This is a genomic window from Rhodococcus sp. BP-349, from assembly GCF_019835845.1.
GTDB lineage: Bacteria > Actinomycetota > Actinomycetes > Mycobacteriales > Mycobacteriaceae > Rhodococcoides.
Window position 1 is genome coordinate 1426341 of record NZ_JABUDR010000001.1, and the last position, 17944, is coordinate 1444284.

Annotated in this window: 18 protein-coding genes; 9 read left to right on the plus strand and 9 right to left on the minus strand. The window is 68.1% G+C overall.

Annotated features, from left to right (window positions below; translation table 11 throughout):
* Positions 1-44 precede the first annotated feature (44 nt).
* Both HQ325_RS06770 and arcA read left to right on the plus strand, forming a co-directional pair.
* Positions 45-923 (plus strand): SDR family oxidoreductase, encoded by an 879-nt coding sequence (locus tag HQ325_RS06770; RefSeq protein ID WP_222627542.1) that lies wholly within the window; start codon positions 45-47, stop codon positions 921-923.
* A 62-nt stretch (positions 924-985) separates the two neighbouring features.
* Complete coding sequence (arcA, locus tag HQ325_RS06775) at positions 986-2200, plus strand: arginine deiminase (protein WP_027504489.1); 1215 nt, start codon at positions 986-988, stop codon at positions 2198-2200.
* Between the two features lie 71 nt (positions 2201-2271).
* On the opposite strand, the gene arsC is transcribed toward arcA, so the two are convergent.
* Complete coding sequence (arsC, locus tag HQ325_RS06780; RefSeq protein WP_027504100.1) at positions 2272-2613, minus strand: arsenate reductase (glutaredoxin); 342 nt, start codon at positions 2611-2613, stop codon at positions 2272-2274.
* 27 nt (positions 2614-2640) lie between these two features.
* On the opposite strand from arsC, the gene HQ325_RS06785 reads away from it, so the two are divergent.
* The 3 genes from HQ325_RS06785 to HQ325_RS06795 all read left to right on the plus strand — a co-directional run bounded on the left by HQ325_RS06785 (position 2641) and on the right by HQ325_RS06795 (position 5275).
* Positions 2641-3000, plus strand: a complete 360-nt coding sequence (locus HQ325_RS06785; protein WP_222627638.1) for a GntR family transcriptional regulator — start codon at positions 2641-2643, stop codon at positions 2998-3000.
* Between the two features lie 92 nt (positions 3001-3092).
* Positions 3093-3527 (plus strand): DoxX family protein, encoded by a 435-nt coding sequence (locus HQ325_RS06790; RefSeq protein ID WP_222627546.1) that lies wholly within the window; start codon positions 3093-3095, stop codon positions 3525-3527.
* Positions 3528-3586: 59 nt separating this feature from the next.
* Entirely contained in the window at positions 3587-5275 is a 1689-nt protein-coding gene (locus tag HQ325_RS06795; RefSeq protein WP_261777714.1) for a BCCT family transporter, read from the plus strand.
* 4 nt (positions 5276-5279) lie between these two features.
* Here HQ325_RS06795 and HQ325_RS06800 read toward each other — a convergent pair whose 3' ends face one another.
* Positions 5280-6761, minus strand: coding sequence for a dolichyl-phosphate-mannose--protein mannosyltransferase (locus HQ325_RS06800; RefSeq protein ID WP_222628996.1), 1482 nt, complete (start codon positions 6759-6761; stop codon positions 5280-5282).
* 176 nt (positions 6762-6937) lie between these two features.
* On the opposite strand from HQ325_RS06800, the gene rsmI reads away from it, so the two are divergent.
* Positions 6938-7765, plus strand: coding sequence for a 16S rRNA (cytidine(1402)-2'-O)-methyltransferase (rsmI, locus tag HQ325_RS06805; protein WP_308014283.1), 828 nt, complete (start codon positions 6938-6940; stop codon positions 7763-7765).
* Between the two features lie 7 nt (positions 7766-7772).
* Here the strand turns inward: rsmI and HQ325_RS06810 are convergent, their stop codons facing one another.
* Together HQ325_RS06810 and HQ325_RS06815 are read right to left on the minus strand one after the other, a co-directional pair.
* On the minus strand, positions 7773-8201 hold the full coding sequence (locus HQ325_RS06810) for an SRPBCC family protein (protein ID WP_222627548.1): 429 nt from the start codon (positions 8199-8201) through the stop codon (positions 7773-7775).
* 56 nt (positions 8202-8257) lie between these two features.
* On the minus strand, positions 8258-9253 hold the full coding sequence (locus tag HQ325_RS06815) for an alpha/beta hydrolase (RefSeq protein ID WP_374107209.1): 996 nt from the start codon (positions 9251-9253) through the stop codon (positions 8258-8260).
* A 336-nt stretch (positions 9254-9589) separates the two neighbouring features.
* On the opposite strand from HQ325_RS06815, the gene HQ325_RS06820 reads away from it, so the two are divergent.
* Together HQ325_RS06820 and HQ325_RS06825 are read left to right on the plus strand one after the other, a co-directional pair.
* Positions 9590-10981, plus strand: coding sequence for a wax ester/triacylglycerol synthase family O-acyltransferase (locus HQ325_RS06820; protein WP_222627551.1), 1392 nt, complete (start codon positions 9590-9592; stop codon positions 10979-10981).
* Positions 10978-12162, plus strand: a complete 1185-nt coding sequence (locus tag HQ325_RS06825) for a low temperature requirement protein A (protein ID WP_308014284.1) — start codon at positions 10978-10980, stop codon at positions 12160-12162. Before HQ325_RS06820 ends, HQ325_RS06825 begins: the two co-directional genes overlap by 4 nt.
* On the opposite strand, the gene metG is transcribed toward HQ325_RS06825, so the two are convergent.
* On the minus strand, positions 12141-13694 hold the full coding sequence (metG, locus tag HQ325_RS06830; protein WP_222627553.1) for a methionine--tRNA ligase: 1554 nt from the start codon (positions 13692-13694) through the stop codon (positions 12141-12143). The genes HQ325_RS06825 and metG overlap by 22 nt on opposite strands.
* A 21-nt stretch (positions 13695-13715) precedes the next feature.
* Between metG and HQ325_RS06835 the strand changes: the two genes are divergently transcribed.
* On the plus strand, positions 13716-14543 hold the full coding sequence (locus HQ325_RS06835; protein ID WP_222627555.1) for a TatD family hydrolase: 828 nt from the start codon (positions 13716-13718) through the stop codon (positions 14541-14543).
* Here the strand turns inward: HQ325_RS06835 and HQ325_RS06840 are convergent.
* From HQ325_RS06840 to HQ325_RS06855, 4 genes are all read right to left on the minus strand, one after another.
* Positions 14540-15184 (minus strand): LppP/LprE family lipoprotein, encoded by a 645-nt coding sequence (locus tag HQ325_RS06840; protein ID WP_222627557.1) that lies wholly within the window; start codon positions 15182-15184, stop codon positions 14540-14542. The two genes, HQ325_RS06835 and HQ325_RS06840, sit on opposite strands and share 4 nt — an antisense overlap.
* Positions 15185-15297: 113 nt before the next feature.
* Positions 15298-15558: a hypothetical protein gene (locus tag HQ325_RS06845; protein ID WP_027504090.1), complete on the minus strand. Its 261-nt coding sequence runs from the start codon at positions 15556-15558 to the stop codon at positions 15298-15300.
* Positions 15559-15607: 49 nt separating this feature from the next.
* Positions 15608-16375, minus strand: coding sequence for an amino acid ABC transporter ATP-binding protein (locus HQ325_RS06850; RefSeq protein WP_308014285.1), 768 nt, complete (start codon positions 16373-16375; stop codon positions 15608-15610).
* Complete coding sequence (locus HQ325_RS06855) at positions 16372-17760, minus strand: amino acid ABC transporter substrate-binding protein/permease (protein WP_374107210.1); 1389 nt, start codon at positions 17758-17760, stop codon at positions 16372-16374. The genes HQ325_RS06850 and HQ325_RS06855 overlap by 4 nt, the downstream gene beginning before the upstream one ends.
* Positions 17761-17944 lie beyond the last annotated feature (184 nt).

Genomic DNA, 17944 nt, shown 5'->3' on the forward strand with positions numbered 1-17944 from the left:
GTGTCGGGGACCACAGCAGGCCGGCGAGGGGGGAGTGCGACGCGATGGTGCAGAGCAGGCTGAGAGGGAGACGTCCGCGGCGGTCGTGGACCGACCTCGAGGGGTCGATCGTGCTGGTCACCGGCGCCGCCAGCGGCATCGGCCGCGCCACGGCCATCGAGGCCGCGCGGCGTGGGGCGCGGCTGGTCGTCACCGACATCGCGGAGGCGGGACTGGCCGCCACGGCCGCCACCATCGCCGAGAACGGCGGCAGCGTCGTCGCCTCGCGTGCGCTCGACGTCTCCGATCACGACGCCGTCGCCTCGTTCGCCGACGCCGTGCACGCCGAGGTGGGGAGTGTCGACGTCGTCATGAACGTCGCCGGGATCTCCGCGTGGGGCACCGTCGAGAACATGGCCCACGAGACGTGGAAGGCGCTGATCGACATCAACCTGATGGGCCCGATCCACGTCACCCAGTGCTTCGTTCCCCCGATGATCGCGGCGGGTCGCGGTGGGTACCTGGTCAACGTGTCGTCGTCGGCCGGCCTGCTCGCGTATCCGTGGCACGCGGCGTACAGCGCCAGCAAGTTCGGCGTGCGCGGCATGTCCGAGGTGTTGCGCTACGACCTCGCCCGGCACGGCATCGACGTCTCGCTCGTGGTCCCCGGGGCGGTGCGGACACCGCTCGTCGAGACGGTGGACATCGCCGGCGTGGATCGGGACGACCCACGCGTGACGAAGCTGACCGCACGCTTCGAGGCCCACGCCGTGTCGCCCGAGACGGTCGCGGAGAAGATCCTGACCGGGATGGCGAAGCGGCACTTCCTCGTCTACTCGAGCAACGACATCCGGGTGGGGTACTGGGTCTCGCGCAAGTTCGCGCGCCCCTACGAGATGACCATGCAGGCGGCCAACGACTACTTCTCCCGACTGCTGCGCTGACCTCACGCGCGTGTCGCGGCGGAGCGCGTGCCGAGTCGGCGCGCACGCACTACCGTTCTGGCATGGACGCGACGGCTCCGCTGGGAGCGGATTCCGAGGTGGGAACGCTGCGGACGGTCATGCTGCACCGCCCGGGCGACGAGCTGCGCCGGCTCACCCCCCGTAACAACGATCAGCTGCTGTTCGACGGGCTGCCGTGGGTGGACCGCGCTCGCGACGAGCACGACGCCTTCGCCGACCTGCTGCGAGGACGCGGTGTCGAGGTCCTCCTGCTCGGTGATCTGCTGACCGAGACCCTGGCCCTCAGCGGTGCCGCACGCGTGCAGGGTGTCGCCGCCGCGGTGGAGCCCCGCCGGCTCGGACACGTGCTCGCCCGGGATCTGGCGACCTACCTCCGCGGCCTGCCCGCACCCGAACTGGCGACCGTGCTGATGGCGGGCATGACCTTCGACGAACTGCCGGTAGCCGACGACTCGGGTGTCTCGTTGGTCCGGCGCATGCACCACGGCGGCGACTTCGTCATCGAGCCGCTCCCGAACCTGCTGTTCACCCGCGACTCGTCGTTCTGGATCCAGCAACGCGTCGCGATCACGTCGCTGGCGCTGCGTGCACGCGCCCGCGAGACGTCGCTGACGGACCTGATCTACGCCTTCCACCCACGATTCCTCGGCGTGCGCCGGGCCTACGAGTCGCACACCGCGCCCGTGGAGGGCGGCGACGTGCTGCTCATGGCACCCGGCGTCGTCGCCGTGGGAGTCGGAGAACGCACCACGCCCGCCGGTGCCGAAGCGCTCGCACGCAGCCTCTTCGACGACGACCTCGCGCACACCGTGCTCGTGGTTCCCATCGCGCAGGAACGGGCGTCGATGCATCTGGACACCGTGTGCACGATGGTCGACACCGACGCGGTGGTGATGTACCCGATCATCCAGGACACGCTGTCCGCGTTCACGATTCGCCGCGAGGACACCGGTGTGACCATCACCGGCGCGGGCCCGTTCCTCGACGCCGCGGCCGACGCCATGGGAATCGGCAAACTGCGGGTCATCGACACCGGACTCGACAACGTCACCGCCGAACGTGAGCAGTGGGACGACGGGAACAACACGCTCGCACTGGCTCCCGGCGTCGTCGTCGCGTACGAACGCAACGTCGAGACCAACGCGCGCCTCGAGGCGTCGGGCATCGAGGTGCTGCGCATCTCGGGATCGGAACTGGGATCAGGCCGCGGCGGACCCCGCTGCATGTCCTGCCCCGTCGCCCGCGATCCCGTCTGATGTCCGGCCGGCCTCCGGCCTTCCCGCTGACCTCCGGCCGGCCTCCGGCCTTCCCGCTGATGTCCGGCCGGCTAGAGGACCGTGCTCACCGTGGCCGCCGGGCGCGCCAGGACGGTGCCCTTCTCGCCGACCACGAAGGGTCGCTCGATGAGCACCGGATGCGTCAGCATGGCGCGCAGCACCGTCTCGTCGTCGGCATTCGCGAGATCGAGTTCCTTATACAGTGTCTCGCGCTTGCGCACCGCGGTGCGCGGGGTGAGGCCGGCGTCGGAGATGAGGGCTCGCAACGTCGCCTCGTCCGGCGGGGTGGTCAGGTAGGGCACGATGGTCGGCTCCACCCCCGCGTCGCGGATGGCCGCGAGTACGTTGCGGGACGTCGAGCACCGGGGGTTGTGATAGATCGTGACGGACATGGAGCAAGTATGGCGGGAGTGGGACCGGTGAGGTTCACGATCGACGGTGCGTCGGGGACGGCGCCGTTCGACCAGGTGCGGTCGCAGATCGTCGCCGCGGTGCGGTCGGGACAGCTCATCGCGGGATCGAAACTGCCGACGGTGCGGGCTCTCGCGGCGACGCTGGACCTCGCTCCCAACACGGTGGCGAAGGCGTACCGCGAACTCGAGAAGGACGGCGTGATCGAGACCCGGGGGCGGTCGGGCACCTTCGTGGCGGCCGGCGGCGATCCTTCGGCCGGGGCAGTGCAACTCGCGGCCACGGAGTACGTCCGCGCGGCGCGTCGCGCCGGCATCGACGACGAGGTGGCTCTGCGCTACGTGCGGACGGCGCTCGCGGACTCCTGACACCAGTGAGGTTGACGCTTCAACTTAAAGTGTGTCATCGTCATCCCGAATCCACCCCGACCCGCATCCCGCCCACCCATCAGAGGATCACTGTGAAGACACCTGTCGTCGTTCGAGACATCGCCGCACTCGTTGCGCGCATCGCCCTGGGCGTCGTGTTCGTCGCCCACGGGTGGCAGAAACTGCGTACCAACGGGCTCGATGCCACCACCGCCGGCTTCGAAGGCATGGGCATTCCGGCCCCGCAGGTGTCGGCGTACTTCGCCACCTTCGTCGAGCTCATCGGCGGAGCCGCTCTGATCCTGGGCGTGCTGACGTCCGTCGCCGCTCTGCTCCTGGTCGTCGACATGGTCGGCGCGCTCGTCTTCGTCCACCTCGACATGGGCGTGTTCGTCGGCGAGGGGGGCTGGGAACTGGTCGTCGCACTCGGCGCCGGTGCGCTTCTCCTCGCGGCCGTCGGCTCGGGCACGTACAGTGTCGACCGCGCATTCCGCCGTCCGAAGTCGCGTGCACGCGTATCGTCCTGACCAGCGAAAACAGTCCGTGAACTTGCACCGGGGCGTCGAGGCGAGCAACGTGACGTCTCATGACATCGCGTATGGACACGGACACAGGACCGGCTGACACCCCACGCGATGATGCCGCGGACGTTCCCTCGTCCGCGGCATCCGCCGTACTGCCCACCTCCGCGCACCCCGATGCGCAGGACCCCGGGTCGCAGGAACCGGCGCCGCGGCGCGCCACTCTCGACCCCGTCGTGTTCGGCGTCGCGGCCGCCGTCGTCACGGGCATCATCGTCTGGGGACTGGCCGGGCCGACCAGCCTCGAGAACGTCACGTCCTCGATGCTGGACTGGCTCGTCACCAACATGGGCTGGCTGTTCATCATCTCGGCCACCGGCTTCGTGCTCTTCTGCATCTACCTGGCGGTGTCGAAGTACGGACGCATCCCGCTCGGCAAGGACGGGGAGAAGCCGGAGTTCAGGACCGTCAGCTGGATCGCCATGATGTTCAGCGCCGGCATGGGCATCGGATTGATGTTCTACGGCGTCTCCGAGCCGCTGACACACTTCGTCACTCCGCCGCCCGGTACCGACAGCAGTGTCGGAACGGCCATGGCCACCACGATGTTCCACTGGAGCCTGCATCCGTGGTCCATCTACGCCGTCATGGGACTCGCCGTCGCGTACAGCACCTACCGCCGCGGCCGTCGTCAGCTCATCAGCTCTGCCTTCCTGCCGCTCCTCGGCCGCCGCGCCGAGGGCCCGATCGGCAAGGTCATCGACATCCTCGCCATCTTCGCGACGCTGTTCGGTACCGCCGCCTCGCTCGGACTCGGTGCGCTGCAGATCGGTTCGGGCGTCGAGGTCATCGGCTGGCTCGGTGAGGCCGGCACTCTCCTGCTGGTCGCCATCGTCGCGCTGCTGACCCTCGCCTTCGTCGCGTCCGCGGTCTCCGGCGTCGCCAAGGGCATCCAGTGGCTGTCCAACATCAACATGGTGCTGGCGCTCGTCCTCGCACTCTTCGTGTTCGTGCTCGGCCCGACGGTGCTGATCCTCAACCTGATCCCCACCACCATCGGCGACTACGCGAGCCAGCTGTTCCACATGTCGGCGCGCTCGGCGGCGTCGTCCGATCCGGAGACCGCCTCGTGGCTGTCCTCGTGGACGATCTTCTACTGGGCCTGGTGGGTCTCCTGGACCCCCTTCGTCGGCATGTTCCTCGCCCGCATCAGCCGTGGCCGCACCGTCCGCGAGTTCATCATCGGTGTCATCGTGATCCCCAGTGCCGTGAGCCTGGTGTGGTTCTCGATCTTCGGCGGCGCCGGCATCGGCGAACAGCGCGACGGCATCGACCTGGCCGCGCGTGGCAGCAGCGAGTCCCAGCTGTTCGGCATGCTCGAGAACCTGCCGCTCTTCGGGCTGTCCACGGTCGTCGTGATGATTCTGGTGGCCGTCTTCTTCGTCTCCGGCGCAGACGCGGCGTCCATGGTCATGGGCACCCTCAGCCAGCGCGGCACGCTCGAGCCCAGCCGTTGGGTCGTCGTGTTCTGGGGAGCCATCACCGGTGGCACCGCCGCGATCATCCTGTGGACCGGCGGCGCGGACGCACTCAACGGTCTGCAGACGATGACGATCATCGCCGCGGCGCCGTTCGTCCTGGTGATGATCGGGCTGTCGGTGTCGCTCTACCGCGATCTGTCACACGATCCGCTGGTGCTCACGCAGCGCCGTCGACGTCTCCGGCTGACGAAGGCCGGGCGCACCGAGCTCTGAGCGGTCAGCGCCAGCTCGGCAACCAGAGCTGCTGCTGCCACGTCTCCTGACTGATGGGCAGACCCGTGAGGATCGGCCAGAGCCACACGAAGTTGGCGATCACCACGGCGACGTACAGCGAGACGAGCAGCAGGCCGAGCGTGCGGCGCTCGCGCCCCGGCCCCTCACGCCCCTGTCCACCGCGGAGTCCTCGACCGAGGATGTCGCCGAGGACGAGGGTGACGCCCATGACGAGGAAGGGCGCGAGCGCTGCGGCGTAGAAGAAGTACATCTGGCGGTCGAGGGTGAGGAACCACGGCAGGATGCCGGCGCCGTAGCCGACGAGGACGGCGGCGTAGCGCCAGTCGCGGCGGGCCACGGTGCTCCACAGCGCCCAGCCGAGCATCGGGAACGCGACCCACCACAGAGCGGGCGTGCCGATGAGCATGACGGCCTTGACGCAGTTGCCGCCCGTCGAACAGCCGGTGATCTGCTGCCCGTCGGCGAAGTAGTAGAGCATCGGCCGCAGACCCATCGGCCACGTCCACGGCTTGGACTCCCACGGATGGCGGTTGCCGGCCGAGTTGGTCAGCCCGGCGTGGAAGTCGAGGACGTTGCCGCTGTAGTACCAGAGCGAACGCAGGGCGGCGGGCACGAACGAGAACGGCCCTCCCGTCCCGATGTCGGTGCCCACGGCGTTCCGGTCGACGCCGGTCTCGCTCGCGAACCAGCCGGCGTAGGTGGCCAGATAGACGACGAGCGGAATGGCCACGAGCGCGTACAGCGCGGGTCCGACGTCGCGCACGGCGGTGCCGACCCACGGCCGGGTGACCCCGTACTGGCGACGCGCCGCGACGTCGAAGGCGACGCTGAGCAGTCCGAAGAATGCGACGAAGTAGATGCCCGACCACTTCGTTCCGCACGCCAGACCGAGCAGGAGTCCGCCGCCGAACCGCCACCAGCGGACGCCGAGACGCGGGCCCCACGTGGTCATCTCCGTGCGGCCCTCGACGGCGACCCGGTGCAACCGCTCCCGGACATCGTCCCGGTCGCGGACCAGAGCGCCGAACGCGGCGACGACGAACACCACCATGAAGATGTCGAGCATGCCGACTCGGGACGTCACGAACGTGACGCCGTCGACGATCATGAGGATCCCGGCGATCGCACCCAACAGAGTCGAGCGCGTCATGCGGCGCACGATGCGGACGACGAGGAGCACGAGGACCACTCCGAAGACGGCCGACGACAGCCGCCAGCCCCATCCGGTGTAGCCGAACAGTGCCTCCCCGACCGCGATCAGCTGCTTGCCGACGGGCGGGTGCACGACGAGTCCGTAGGCCGGGTTGTCCTCGACACCGCCGCCGGTGAGTACCTGGTAGCCCTGCGGGGCGTAGTGCTTCTCGTCGAAGACCGGGGTGCCGGCGTCGGTCGGATAGCCGAGCATCGTGAAGCGGGTGACGGCTGCGAGGACCGTGAGGACCGCGGTGACGATCCATCCGCGCATGCGGTCGGTGGGCCCGAACACCGCGGGCGGGAGAGCCGGGCGCGGCGCGGTGAGGTACTCGTCGGAACCGTCGCGACCGGTGGGGATACGCGCGGTCACGAGGGTCACCCTTCGATCGTAGGCTAGGTGGCGACGGCGACCGCGGTCGTGACCGACGAGCGAGATGAGGACGACGCGTGCTGGTACTCGGTGCGACACCGATGGGGGACCCCGCAGACGCGTCGCCTCGACTGCGCGACGCACTGGCCACGGCCGACGTCGTGGCCGCGGAGGACACGCGTCGCACGAAGTCGCTGGCCACGGCACTCGGTGTCCAGATCACCGGCCGGGTCGTCAGCTTCTACGACCAGGTCGAGGTCGATCGGGTTCCGCTGTTGCTCGCCGAGATGCGTGAGGGACGGCGGGTCCTGCTGGTCACCGACGCCGGTATGCCCTCCGTGAGCGATCCGGGCTACCGGTTGGTCGCCGCGTGCGCGGAGGCGGGGATCGGCGTGACCTGCCTGCCCGGGCCGTCCGCCGTGACCACCGCGCTGGCCCTGTCGGGGTTGCCGGTCGAGCGCTTCTGCTTCGACGGTTTCGCCCCTCGCAAGCGTGGTCCCCGGCAGGCGTGGATGCGCACACTGGCGACGGAGAGTCGCGCCGTCGTGTTCTTCGAGGCCCCGCACCGCATCGCCGACTGTCTCGCCGACGCGTCCGAGGTACTGGGCCCGGATCGGCGCGCCGCGGTGTGCCGGGAGTTGACCAAGACCTACGAGGAAGTGAAGCGAGGAACGCTGGGGGAGTTGGCCGCGTGGGCCGCCGACGGGGTGCGCGGCGAGATCACGGTGGTCCTGGCCGGGGCCGAGCCCGTCAGCGCGGATCCCGCCGACCTCGTCGCCGAGGTGGAGGATCTCGTCTCCGCCGGGCTCGGCCTCAAGGACGCGTGCGCACGGGTGGCCGCCACGACGGCGGCGGACGTGTCCAAGCGCGCGCTCTACGAAGCGGTGCTGGCCGCCCGAGACTGACGGGCCGTCAGCCGACGATCTGCTGGCGAAGTCCGTCGGTCGCCGTCTCGAGAACGGACTTGGTCCCGCGCTTGATGATGAACCCCGGCACGGGGATCTTCGGGTCGAGCGTGATCTCGAACTCGAGGTGGGTGCCCTTGTCGGTCTCGCTGAGGCGGTACTCCGCGTGCTGCGACTTCTGCTGGGTGCTCTCGACGACGTCCCACGCCACCGACATGTCGGACCACGTGAAGCGCAGCACCTGCTCGTCGGTGAATCCCATGACGGCGACGGTCATCTCGGCGAGGACGGGGCGACCCTGGTCGTCACGCTCACGCACCGACACCTTCTTGTGGATCGACGACCACGCCGGCAGGCCTTCGAGGTCCGCGATGACCGCGAGCACGTCGGCCGGTGGTGCCTCGATCTCGACTTCTCTGTTTCCGCTGACAGCCATGGCGTGAATGTAACCGACCGTCCACACCTACAGGGCGGTTTGGGTCGGTGTCGTGATCATGTCCCGGTGCCGGCCAGGGGAACTGTGCCGCGGCGAACCTGTTCGTCGACGAACACGGCGATCTCCGAGATCGCGCGCGCGGATTCGGGAACGAAGTCCGCGGCGTGGAACACGTGCACCTGGTCCTGCCACACCTGCAGACGGCACTCGATTCCGGCGTCCGCCAGGCGCTCCGCCATCAGTTCCGAGTCGGCGTAGACCATCTCGGTGGATCCGACCTGGATGAGGACCGGAGGGAGGGCGGACAGGTCGGCGTCGACGGGACACACGCGCGGACCACGCCTGCCGTCCACGACGATTCGGGCCTCGACCTCGTCCGCCAGTTTCGTGAGCGCCGGCACGGCACCCTTGGGGAAGACCGAACAGAGAGACGCGTTGGGATGCAACATCTTCCGCGTCGGATCGAGATCGGTGAGCGGAGACAGGGCGATGATGCCGCCCGCGGGCGGCAGACCCTGGCTCTGCAGGGCGAGCGCCACCATGAACGCAAGGTAACCGCCGGCGGAGTCCCCTGCGATGAAGATCTGCTCGGGCAGGTATCCCGCGTCGAGCAGGTAGCGGAAGCCGTCGACCCCGTCCTCCACCGCGTGCGAGATGGGGTTGCGCGGCATCATCCGGTAGTCGACCGACAGCACGTCGGCACCGGTGGACTGGGCGATGCGCGAGATGAGGCGTCGGTGGCTGTTGAGGCCGCACACCACGAAGGCGCCGCCGTGGAGGTACAGGATCACGCGGTCGCGGTCCGCGCGGCGGGTCGGGCGCTCCGATCTGCCGTCGGCGCCGACACGACGGGGGCTGTCCGTGCGAATCCACTCGGCCCGACACTCGTCTAGCCGCACGGGCGCGACGGTGGTGTCTCCCACCGGCGGGAGGAGCCGGCCGGCCTGGTCGACCACGGACATGGGCCACGGCAGGGTGTGGGTCCGGGCCCACACGCCGAGGAAGGGGCGGACCGTGCGGCGCAGATACGCGGCGAGGAGCCGGGACTGCATGCTGCCGCCCTCGAACTCCTGGCGGTCGACGGCGGTGCCGACGCCGAGTGCGCGCCGCACGCGGCGACTGGCGGACGAACGTGTCAGCGACGACGGTGCGGTCATCTCGGCCGAGGCGATGCTCATGGGTGGCCCTCCACTTCCTTGCTCGTACTGTGAATCGCACGATAGGGCCGAAACGAAACACTTCTCGAGGAATAGTTGTTGCCGGGGTCACACCGTGACTCCACGTTGTCGCAATAGTTGTGGGTTCGTTACTTCCGAGTAGCACAGTGAACCTGCAGGTGAGCCGTACCGTGACCACGCGGTTCCGCAGTTCGAGAGAGGTCCGCCCCCATGCCCTTCATGCCGGTCACAGAGTCCATGTTCCTCCTGGCCGAGACGCGCGAGCACCCCATGCACGTCGGGGGACTGCAACTGTTCGTGCCCCCGGAGGACGCCGGCGACGACTTCGGGATGCAGCTCTACGAGACGTTCCAGGCCGCCACCGACGTCTACAAGCTCTTCCGCAAACGCCCGGCTCCGCCGGTCAACTTCATGGGCACCGTGCGCTGGATCTACGACGAGGATCTCGACTTCGAGCATCACGTCCGCCGCATCATGCTGCCGCGGCCGGGCCGCATCCGCGAGCTGCTGCGCTACATCTCCGCCGAGCACAGTGCGCCTCTCGACCGGCACCGTCCGATGTGGGAGCTGCACATCATCGAGGGGTTGGCCGACGGCCGCGTCGCGCTCTACAGCAAGATCCACCACTCGCTGGTCGACGGTGTCTCGGCGCTCAAGTTGTTCGAGCGCACCCTGACCACCGATCCCGATGCCCGCGACTGCGGCCCGATCTGGAACCCGGCGCTCTTCGAGCGGCCGAAGAAGAAGAGCACCGAGGTGGCGAAGGTCGACGAGGGTGGCGTCCTGTCACTGTTGTCGACGGGCGTCAAGGCCGCCGGCGAGCTCGCCGGGGTCGGACCCGCCGCGGCGCGGATCGGTCTGAACAAGCTGCGCGGCAACGAGATGGTGCTGCCTCTGACCGCACCTCGGACGATGCTCAACGTGCCGATCGGCGGGGCACGCCGCTTCGCGTCGCAGCAATGGTCCAAGTCGCGGATGAAGGACATCGCGGCAGCGCTGGGGGTCACGCTGAACGACGTGGTGCTGACGATGTGCTCCGGGGCGCTGCGGTCCTATCTCATCGACCGCAACGCACTGCCCGACCAGCCGCTGATCGCGATGGTGCCGGTGTCCATGCGGGAGGCCGGCGCGGACGCGGACGGCGGTAACGCCGTCACCACGGTGCTGTGCAACCTCGGTACCGACCAGCCCGATCCGGAACGCCGACTCGCCGCCGTCGTCTCGTCGATGAACGAGTCGAAGGCGATGATGCGCACCCTGTCTCCGCTGCAGGCGCTCAGCTACGGCGCGGCCGTGATGGCCCCGCTGCTGCTCACGCCGGTACCGGGCTTCGTGCGCAACACGCCGCCCCCGTTCAACGTCATCATCTCGAACGTGCCCGGTCCGAAGACCGAGATGTACTGGAACGGTGCGAAACTCGACGGTGTGTACCCGGCGTCGATCGTGCTGGACGGGCAGGCGCTCAACATCACACTCGCGACCAACGCCGACAACGTCAACTTCGGACTGGTCGGAGATCGGCGCAGCGTGCCGTCGCTGCAGCGCATGCTCACGCATCTCGACACCGCGCTGGAGGAGCTCGAGAAGCTGGCCGACGGGTGAGTCTCGCACTGCGGCCGATGCTTCCGCGCGATCCCCACGAGGAGCATCGCGCCGCCAGCTCGCTGGAGCTGTTCTTCGACCTGGTGTTCGTGGTGGCCGTGTCGTTCGCGTCGGTCGAGTTGGCGCACCAACTCGAGGACGGCCACTTCCTCTCCGGCGTCGGCGCGTACGCGATGGTGTTCTTCGCCATCTGGTGGGCGTGGATGAACTTCACCTGGTTCGCCACGTCGTTCGACACCGACGACTGGCTGTACCGGGTGACCACCATCGTGCAGATGGCAGGCGTGCTGATTCTGGCGAGCGGTGTCACCGACGCGATGGTCGACTACGACTACCGGTTGGTGACCGCCGGCTACGTGGTGATGCGGCTGGCGATGGTGAGCCAGTGGATCCGGGCGGGCCTGCGCAACAGCGAGTTCCGTGCCACCGCCACCCGGTACGCGGTGGGCATCACCCTGGTGCAGGTGCTGTGGGTGGCCAGGCTGGCGCTGCCGGACAGCGTCGCCGTGGTCAGCTTCGTCGTCCTGGTGGCGGCCGAGATCTCGGTACCGGTGCTGAGCGAGCGTTCCGGACGCACCCCGCTGCACGGCGAACACATCGCCGAGCGCTACGGACTCTTCACACTGATTCTGCTGGGGGAGTCGTTGCTCGCCTCGGCGACCGCCATCGTGGGCGGCATCTCCGAGCACGATCACACGGCCGAGCTCGTCGGCCTCGCGATGGCCACGCTCGTGGTGGTGGCCACCATGTGGTGGCTGTACTTCTCGGTGTCGCAGGAGGACTCGGTCGGCGCCCGGCTGGGGAGATCACTCGGTTTCGGCTACACCCATTATGTCGTGTTCGCGGCGGCCGGCGCCGTGTCGGCCGGCATCGAGGTGGCCGTCGCGCACATCGAGGGCGGCGGCTCGTTGTCGGATCGGGCGGCGTCGGCCACCATCACCGTGCCCGTGGCGCTGTTCGTGTTCTGTTTCTGGGCTCTGGCCATCAGGCCGCGCTCGACCGGCATCGTCAACGTCGCCACTCCGGTCGGCGCCCTCGCGGTGCTCGCGGCCACCGCGATTCCCGGATCCGCGATCGTCAGTGCGGCCGTCGCGGCTCTGATCCTCGCGGCGGTCGTCGCGGTGTCGGTCGTGTTCGGTGACCGAGGCGCGACCGAGGCTCACTCCTCCGGTTCGACGTAGCGGGGGAAGACGCCGGTGGGCTTGGGCAGCGCGACGCCGGGGGTGAGACGCGTTGTCAGCGAGTCGAACTCGCGGTCCGTCACCCCGAGCAGGTCGAGCAGCTTCGCTGTGCTGTCGGGCATGAACGGCTGGGTCAGCAGGACGGTCACGCGGAGCACCTCGAGGGTCACGTACAGCACCGTCGCCATGCGGGCCGGATCCGTCTTGCGCAGAACCCACGGTTCCTGCGACGAGAAGTAGCGGTTGGTCTCCGCGAGTACCGACCAGATCGCGTCGAGCGCCAGGTGCATCTCGACGGCGTCCATGTGGCCGCGCACCACGGCGTGAAGGGCATCGACGCGAGCGAGCATCGCCTCGTCGTCGGCGGTGAACTCGCCGGGTGTCGGCACCTGCGCACCGCAGTTCTTGGCCACCATGGACAGCGACCGCTGAGCCAGGTTCCCCAGTTCGTTCGCCAGGTCGGCGTTGATCCTGGTGACGATCGCCTCGTGGCTGTAGCTGCCGTCCTGTCCGAACGACACCTCGCGCAGGAGGAAGAAGCGCAACGAGTCCAGGCCGTACTCCTCGATCAAGGCCGCCGGGCTGACGACGTTGCCCACCGACTTGGACATCTTCTCGCCCTTGTTGGTCAGGAAGCCGTGCGCGAACACGCGTTTCGGCAATTCGACACCTGCCGACATCAGGAACGCCGGCCAGAACACGGCGTGGAATCGCACGATGTCCTTGCCGATCATGTGGACGTCGGCCGGCCAGAACTTCCGGAACGACTCGCTGTCGGTGTCGGGGTAGCCGACGCCGGTGAGGTAGTTCGTCAACGCGTCGACCCACACGTACATGACGTGGTCGGGATCGCCGGGAACCTGGACACCCCAGTCGAAGGTGGACCGTGAGATCGACAGGTCCTTGAGACCGGACTTCACGAAGCTCGCCACCTCGTTGCGGCGACCCGCCGGGAGAATGAACTCGGGACGCTCCTCGTACAGCGCGAGCAGCTTGTCCTGGTAAGCGGACAGCCGGAAGAAGTACGTCGACTCCTCCGTCCACTCCACCGGGGTGCCCGACTCGGTCGCGATGCGGGAACCGTCGTCCTGCAGGGTGGTCTCGCCCTCGGCGTAGTACGCCTCGTCCCGCACCGAGTACCACCCGCTGTACGAGTCGAGGTAGATGTCGCCGTTGTCGGTCATCTTCTGCCACAGGTCGCGGCTGGCCTCGAGGTGGTCGGCGTCCGTGGTGCGGATGAACCTGTCGAACGTGATCTTCAACGACTCCTGCATGGCCTGGAACGCGTCCGAGTTCCGGCGCGCCAGATCGGCGGTGGAGATACCCTCCTTCGACGCCGTCTGCGCCATCTTCAGACCGTGCTCGTCCGTTCCCGTCAGGAACCGCACGTCGAACCCGTCGAGCCGCTTGAACCGAGCGAGGACATCGGTGGAGATGTACTCGTACGCGTGGCCGATGTGGGGATCACCGTTCGGGTAGGCGATAGCGGTCGTGATGTAGAACGCAGGCTTGGTCGAACCGGTCTCAGTCATGGTGCGCCTACTCTATCTTTCGTGCCGAGAGACCGTCCCGCCCCCGACTTGCCCAGTCCGCTCGCACCGCTCGTGGACGCGCACACGCACCTCGACGCGTGTGGGGCCACCGATGCAGCGTCCGTCGCGGCCGTTCTCGACTGCGCCGAGTCCGTCGGGGTGGGCCGAGTCGTCACCGTCGCGGACGATCTGGACGCCGCTCGTTTCGCCGTCGCCGCCGCGCACTGGGATCCGCGCGTCTTCGCGGCCACCGCCATCCACCCGACGCGGGCGAACGTGCTCACCGACGAGGTGAAGACCGAGATCGAACGCCTCGCGCGAGATCCCCGCACCGTCGCCGTGGGGGAGACCGGTCTCGACTACTACTGGCCGGGGAAGCTCGACGGTTGCGCCGCGGTGGAGGAGCAGGTCGAGGGCTTCCGGTGGCACATCGATCTGGCGAAGCGCGTCGGCAAACCACTGATGATCCACAACCGCGACGCGGACCACGACGTTCTCGCGGTGCTCCTCGACGAGGGCGCGCCCGAGACGGTGATCTTCCACTGCTTCTCGTCGGGTCCCGAGATGGCCGAGGTGTGCGTCGACGCCGGCTATGTGCTCAGCTTCTCCGGGACGGTGAGTTTCAAGAATTCCCACGAATTGCGGGAAGCGGCCCAGTTGGTGCCGGACGGGCAGTTCCTGCTCGAGACCGACGCCCCGTTCCTGACGCCGCATCCGTACCGCGGCGCACCCAACGAGCCCTACTGCCTGCCGTACACGGCGCGCGCCCTGGCGGAGGCGACCGGCCGTTCCGCCGAGGACGTCGCTGCATCGGCGACGTCGACGGCGGAGCGGGTCTACCGCCTCTAGTTCGGGGGCGGGAACTGACCGTTGGGGACGATAGTGCCGCCGTCGAGCGTGAAGTCGACGTAGGAGGTGTTGGACGGGCAGCAGAACGCGTCGCTCTCGTTCAGCCAGCGGTACCGCACCGTCACCGTGGAGTCGGTCGCACCGACCACCGAGGTGTAGCTGTACGCGTCCGACGTGGCGGTCCCCAGGTAGTCACCCGAGTTGGTGAAGAACAGGACGTGCGACTGCACCGTCCCGTTCCGGATGCCGGTGCCCGTCGCCCGCGCCCACTCCAGCGTCGGGCATCCGTCGGCGCTGGTGCCGGGAGTGTGGTCGTCGATGACGAACACCCCGCCCTGCGAGTCGGTACCCAGATTCGCCACGGCAGTGCGCACGTTCAGCGAGTTCGGATCCACACACGGCACGATCTGCGCAGGTTGCACCGGCGCGGGTGCGGGCACGGTGACCGTCTCGGTCTGCGTCTCCACGCTCGTCTCCGGCGCGGGTGCGGGTGCCGGTGCCGGTGCCGGAGTAGACGACGAGGGTGCCGGGTCGTCGGCGGGGAGCGCCGTCCCGGTCGTGCCGCCGGAACCGCACGACACGGCCGCGGCGGCGCACGCCGCCATCGCGAGAACGGCCATCGAACGAGGGAGAGTGGTCACCGGGCCTCCAGGGTGTCCGTACCGAGCGTTCTGCTCGGCGGTCGAAGGGTGTGTCGGCGACCACCACCCGATCGTTACCGGTGCTCAGGTCACGATCGGGTCGCGGCGACGGATCAGTCGTCGTCGCCGTACGTCTCCACCAGTCGATCGAACTCGGCGCGGTCGATCACGCTGGGCTCGTTGATGGCCAGGGCCTGCGCGTACTTGCCCGCGAGGTGGTAATCGCGGCCCAGGGGACCACGCTCACCGTCCTCGTCGTCGTCCTGCGTGCTCGCTCCGGGCGGCACCTCGTTCTGCAGACCGTTCGTCTGCGCACCCAACCGAGCGTCGATCTTGGCCGTGATCTTCTGCATGATCTCTTGGTCGTCGCTCACTGTCGTGCCTCTCGTCGGTGTAGCGGCTTCTCGGTGCGGGGCCCGCGTCTCACAGGACCTTGTCGAGGAAGTCCTTCGTTCGCTCGTGCTGCGGATTGCCGAACAGGTCGTCCGGCGAGCCCTCCTCGACGATGTACCCCTCCGCCATGAAGATCACACGGTCGGACACCTCGCGGGCGAAGCCCATCTCGTGCGTGACGACGACCATCGTCATGCCGCCCTTCGCCAGATCGCGGAGAACCTGCAGGACCTCGCCGACCATCTCGGGGTCGAGCGCACTCGTGGCCTCGTCGAACAGCATGATGTCCGGGTCCATGGCGAGCGCCCGCGCGATCGCGACGCGCTGCTTCTGCCCACCGGACAACTGCGCCGGCTTGGCGTTCTCCTTGTCGGCCAGACCCACCTGGGCCAGCAGGCGGACGGCGTTCTCGCGCGCCTTCCCCTTGTCCGACTTCTTCGTCTCGACGGGCGCGAGCATCACGTTCTCGATGACGCTCATGTGGGGGAAGAGGTTGAAGTGCTGGAACACCATGCCGATGTGCTGGCGCACGGAGTCGAGGTTCACCTTCGGATCGGTCAGGTCGAAACCGTCGACCACGACAGTGCCGCCCGTGATGTCCTCGAGCTTGTTGAGGCACCGGAGGAAGGTGCTCTTGCCGGAACCGGACGGGCCGATGACACACACCACCTCGCCCGAGTGGACGTCGACGTCGAGGCCCTTGAGCACTTCGAGATCGCCGAACGACTTCTTCAGTCCGATGGCGCGGATCTTGACCTCGGCCGCAGCGGCGTCGGGCGCGGTGGTCTCGGTGCTCACTTGTTGATCCTCTTCTCGAGACGGTTCGACAGCATCGTCAACGCCATGATGATGACGAAGTACATGACACCGATGATCAGCCACATGTTGAACGACTGGAAGTTGCGGGCGATGATGATCCGCCCCGACTGGGTGAGCTCGGCGAGGCCGATCACCGACAGGATCGAGGTGTCCTTCAGCGTGATGACGAACTGATTGATGTACGACGGGATCATCGTCCGGATCGCCTGCGGCATCACGACCTTGCGCATGGACGTCAGGTAACTGATGCCGAGGCTCCGCGAGGCCTCCATCTGGCCCTTGTCCACCGACAGGATGCCGCCGCGGACGATCTCCGCCATGTACGCACCGGCGTTGAGCGACAGCGTGATGATGCCGGCGGTGAACGCCGACATCTGGAAACCGAGCGCGGCGGGAATGCCGAAGTAGATGAAGAAGGCCTGCACCAGTAGCGGTGTGCCGCGGAAGATCGCCACGTAGGTGGCGCCGATGCCGCGCAGCCACGCCTTGGTCGACACCCGGAAGAGTCCGAAGACGGCACCGAGGATCAGCGCCACCACGATGGAGATGACCGTCAGGACGATCGTCAGCCAGAGGCCCTTCAGCAGTTCCTTGTACTCGCTCTTGATCAGTCCGGGGATCGAGTTGTCCGTCTCGTCGGCCGCGGCGCCGATGTAGGTACCGAGGATCTCGTCGTACTGGCCGGAGGACCGCAGGTTGGCCAGTCCGGTGTCGAACGCGGCGAGCAGCTCCGGGTTGGCACCCTTGTTCACGGCGAAGCCGTAGTTGCTGGGCGACTCCTTCTCCGTGACCGTCTTCAGACCGTTCCCCTGGGTGATGCCGTACTGCAGCACCGGGTAGTCGTCGAACACGGCGACCGAGTTCCCGGTGCGCACCTCGTCGTACATGCTGGCGGAGTCGGCGAAGTACCGCGTCGTGAAGCCGTACTGCGCCTTGATGCTCTCCGCGAAGTCGGCGCCCTCGGTGCCGTTCTTGACCGCGACCTGCTGCCCGGAGAGATCGTCGTACGAGGTGATCGACGAGTTCTCGAGCACGGCCATCTGCACGCCGGACTCGAAGTAGGGCTCGGAGAAGTCGAACACCGCCTCGCGCGCCGGCGTGATCGTCATACCGGCGATGACGCCGTCGGCCTGGTTCGCCTGCACTGCCTGCAACGCCGCGTCGAACCCGAGGGGCCGGATGTCGACCTGGAAACCCTGGTCCTCCGCGATCGCCCGGATGAGGTCCATGTCGATGCCGACGAACTGACCGTCGGAGTTCTGGAACTCGAACGGTGCGAAGGTCACGTCGGTGGCGATGGCGAACGTGCGACCCTCCACCGGGCTCGGGGGCGCCGGCTGGGCCTGCGCTGCGGGTGCGAGCACCAACGCGACGAGTGCCACGACGGCGGTGATCGCCGGGAGGCGGCGCAGTCGGTGCCACCGGCCCCGTTCGGATCGCGGTGGGGAGGTCGGATTCACGAAGAGCCTTCCGGTCTGGTGCAGGTGAACAGTCGGGTCGGACCCTATCGGCCGGGAGACTCGCGGCGACCCTTACCGGAAAGTAGGA

Excerpts from the sequence above, each read along its gene's own strand:
- metG (WP_222627553.1), bottom strand. The coding sequence starts at position 13,694 with ATGACTGAGACCGGTTCGACCAAGCCTGCGTTCTACATCACGACCGCT.
- HQ325_RS06820 (WP_222627551.1), top strand. The coding sequence starts at position 9,590 with ATGCCCTTCATGCCGGTCACAGAGTCCATGTTCCTCCTGGCCGAGACG.
- arsC (WP_027504100.1), bottom strand. The coding sequence starts at position 2,613 with ATGTCCGTCACGATCTATCACAACCCCCGGTGCTCGACGTCCCGCAAC.
- HQ325_RS06810 (WP_222627548.1), bottom strand. The coding sequence starts at position 8,201 with ATGGCTGTCAGCGGAAACAGAGAAGTCGAGATCGAGGCACCACCGGCC.
- HQ325_RS06815 (WP_374107209.1), bottom strand. The coding sequence starts at position 9,253 with ATGCAGTCCCGGCTCCTCGCCGCGTATCTGCGCCGCACGGTCCGCCCC.
- arcA (WP_027504489.1), top strand. The coding sequence starts at position 986 with ATGGACGCGACGGCTCCGCTGGGAGCGGATTCCGAGGTGGGAACGCTG.
- HQ325_RS06800 (WP_222628996.1), bottom strand. The coding sequence starts at position 6,761 with ATGCGCGGATGGATCGTCACCGCGGTCCTCACGGTCCTCGCAGCCGTC.
- HQ325_RS06770 (WP_222627542.1), top strand. The coding sequence starts at position 45 with ATGGTGCAGAGCAGGCTGAGAGGGAGACGTCCGCGGCGGTCGTGGACC.
- HQ325_RS06795 (WP_261777714.1), top strand. The coding sequence starts at position 3,587 with ATGACATCGCGTATGGACACGGACACAGGACCGGCTGACACCCCACGC.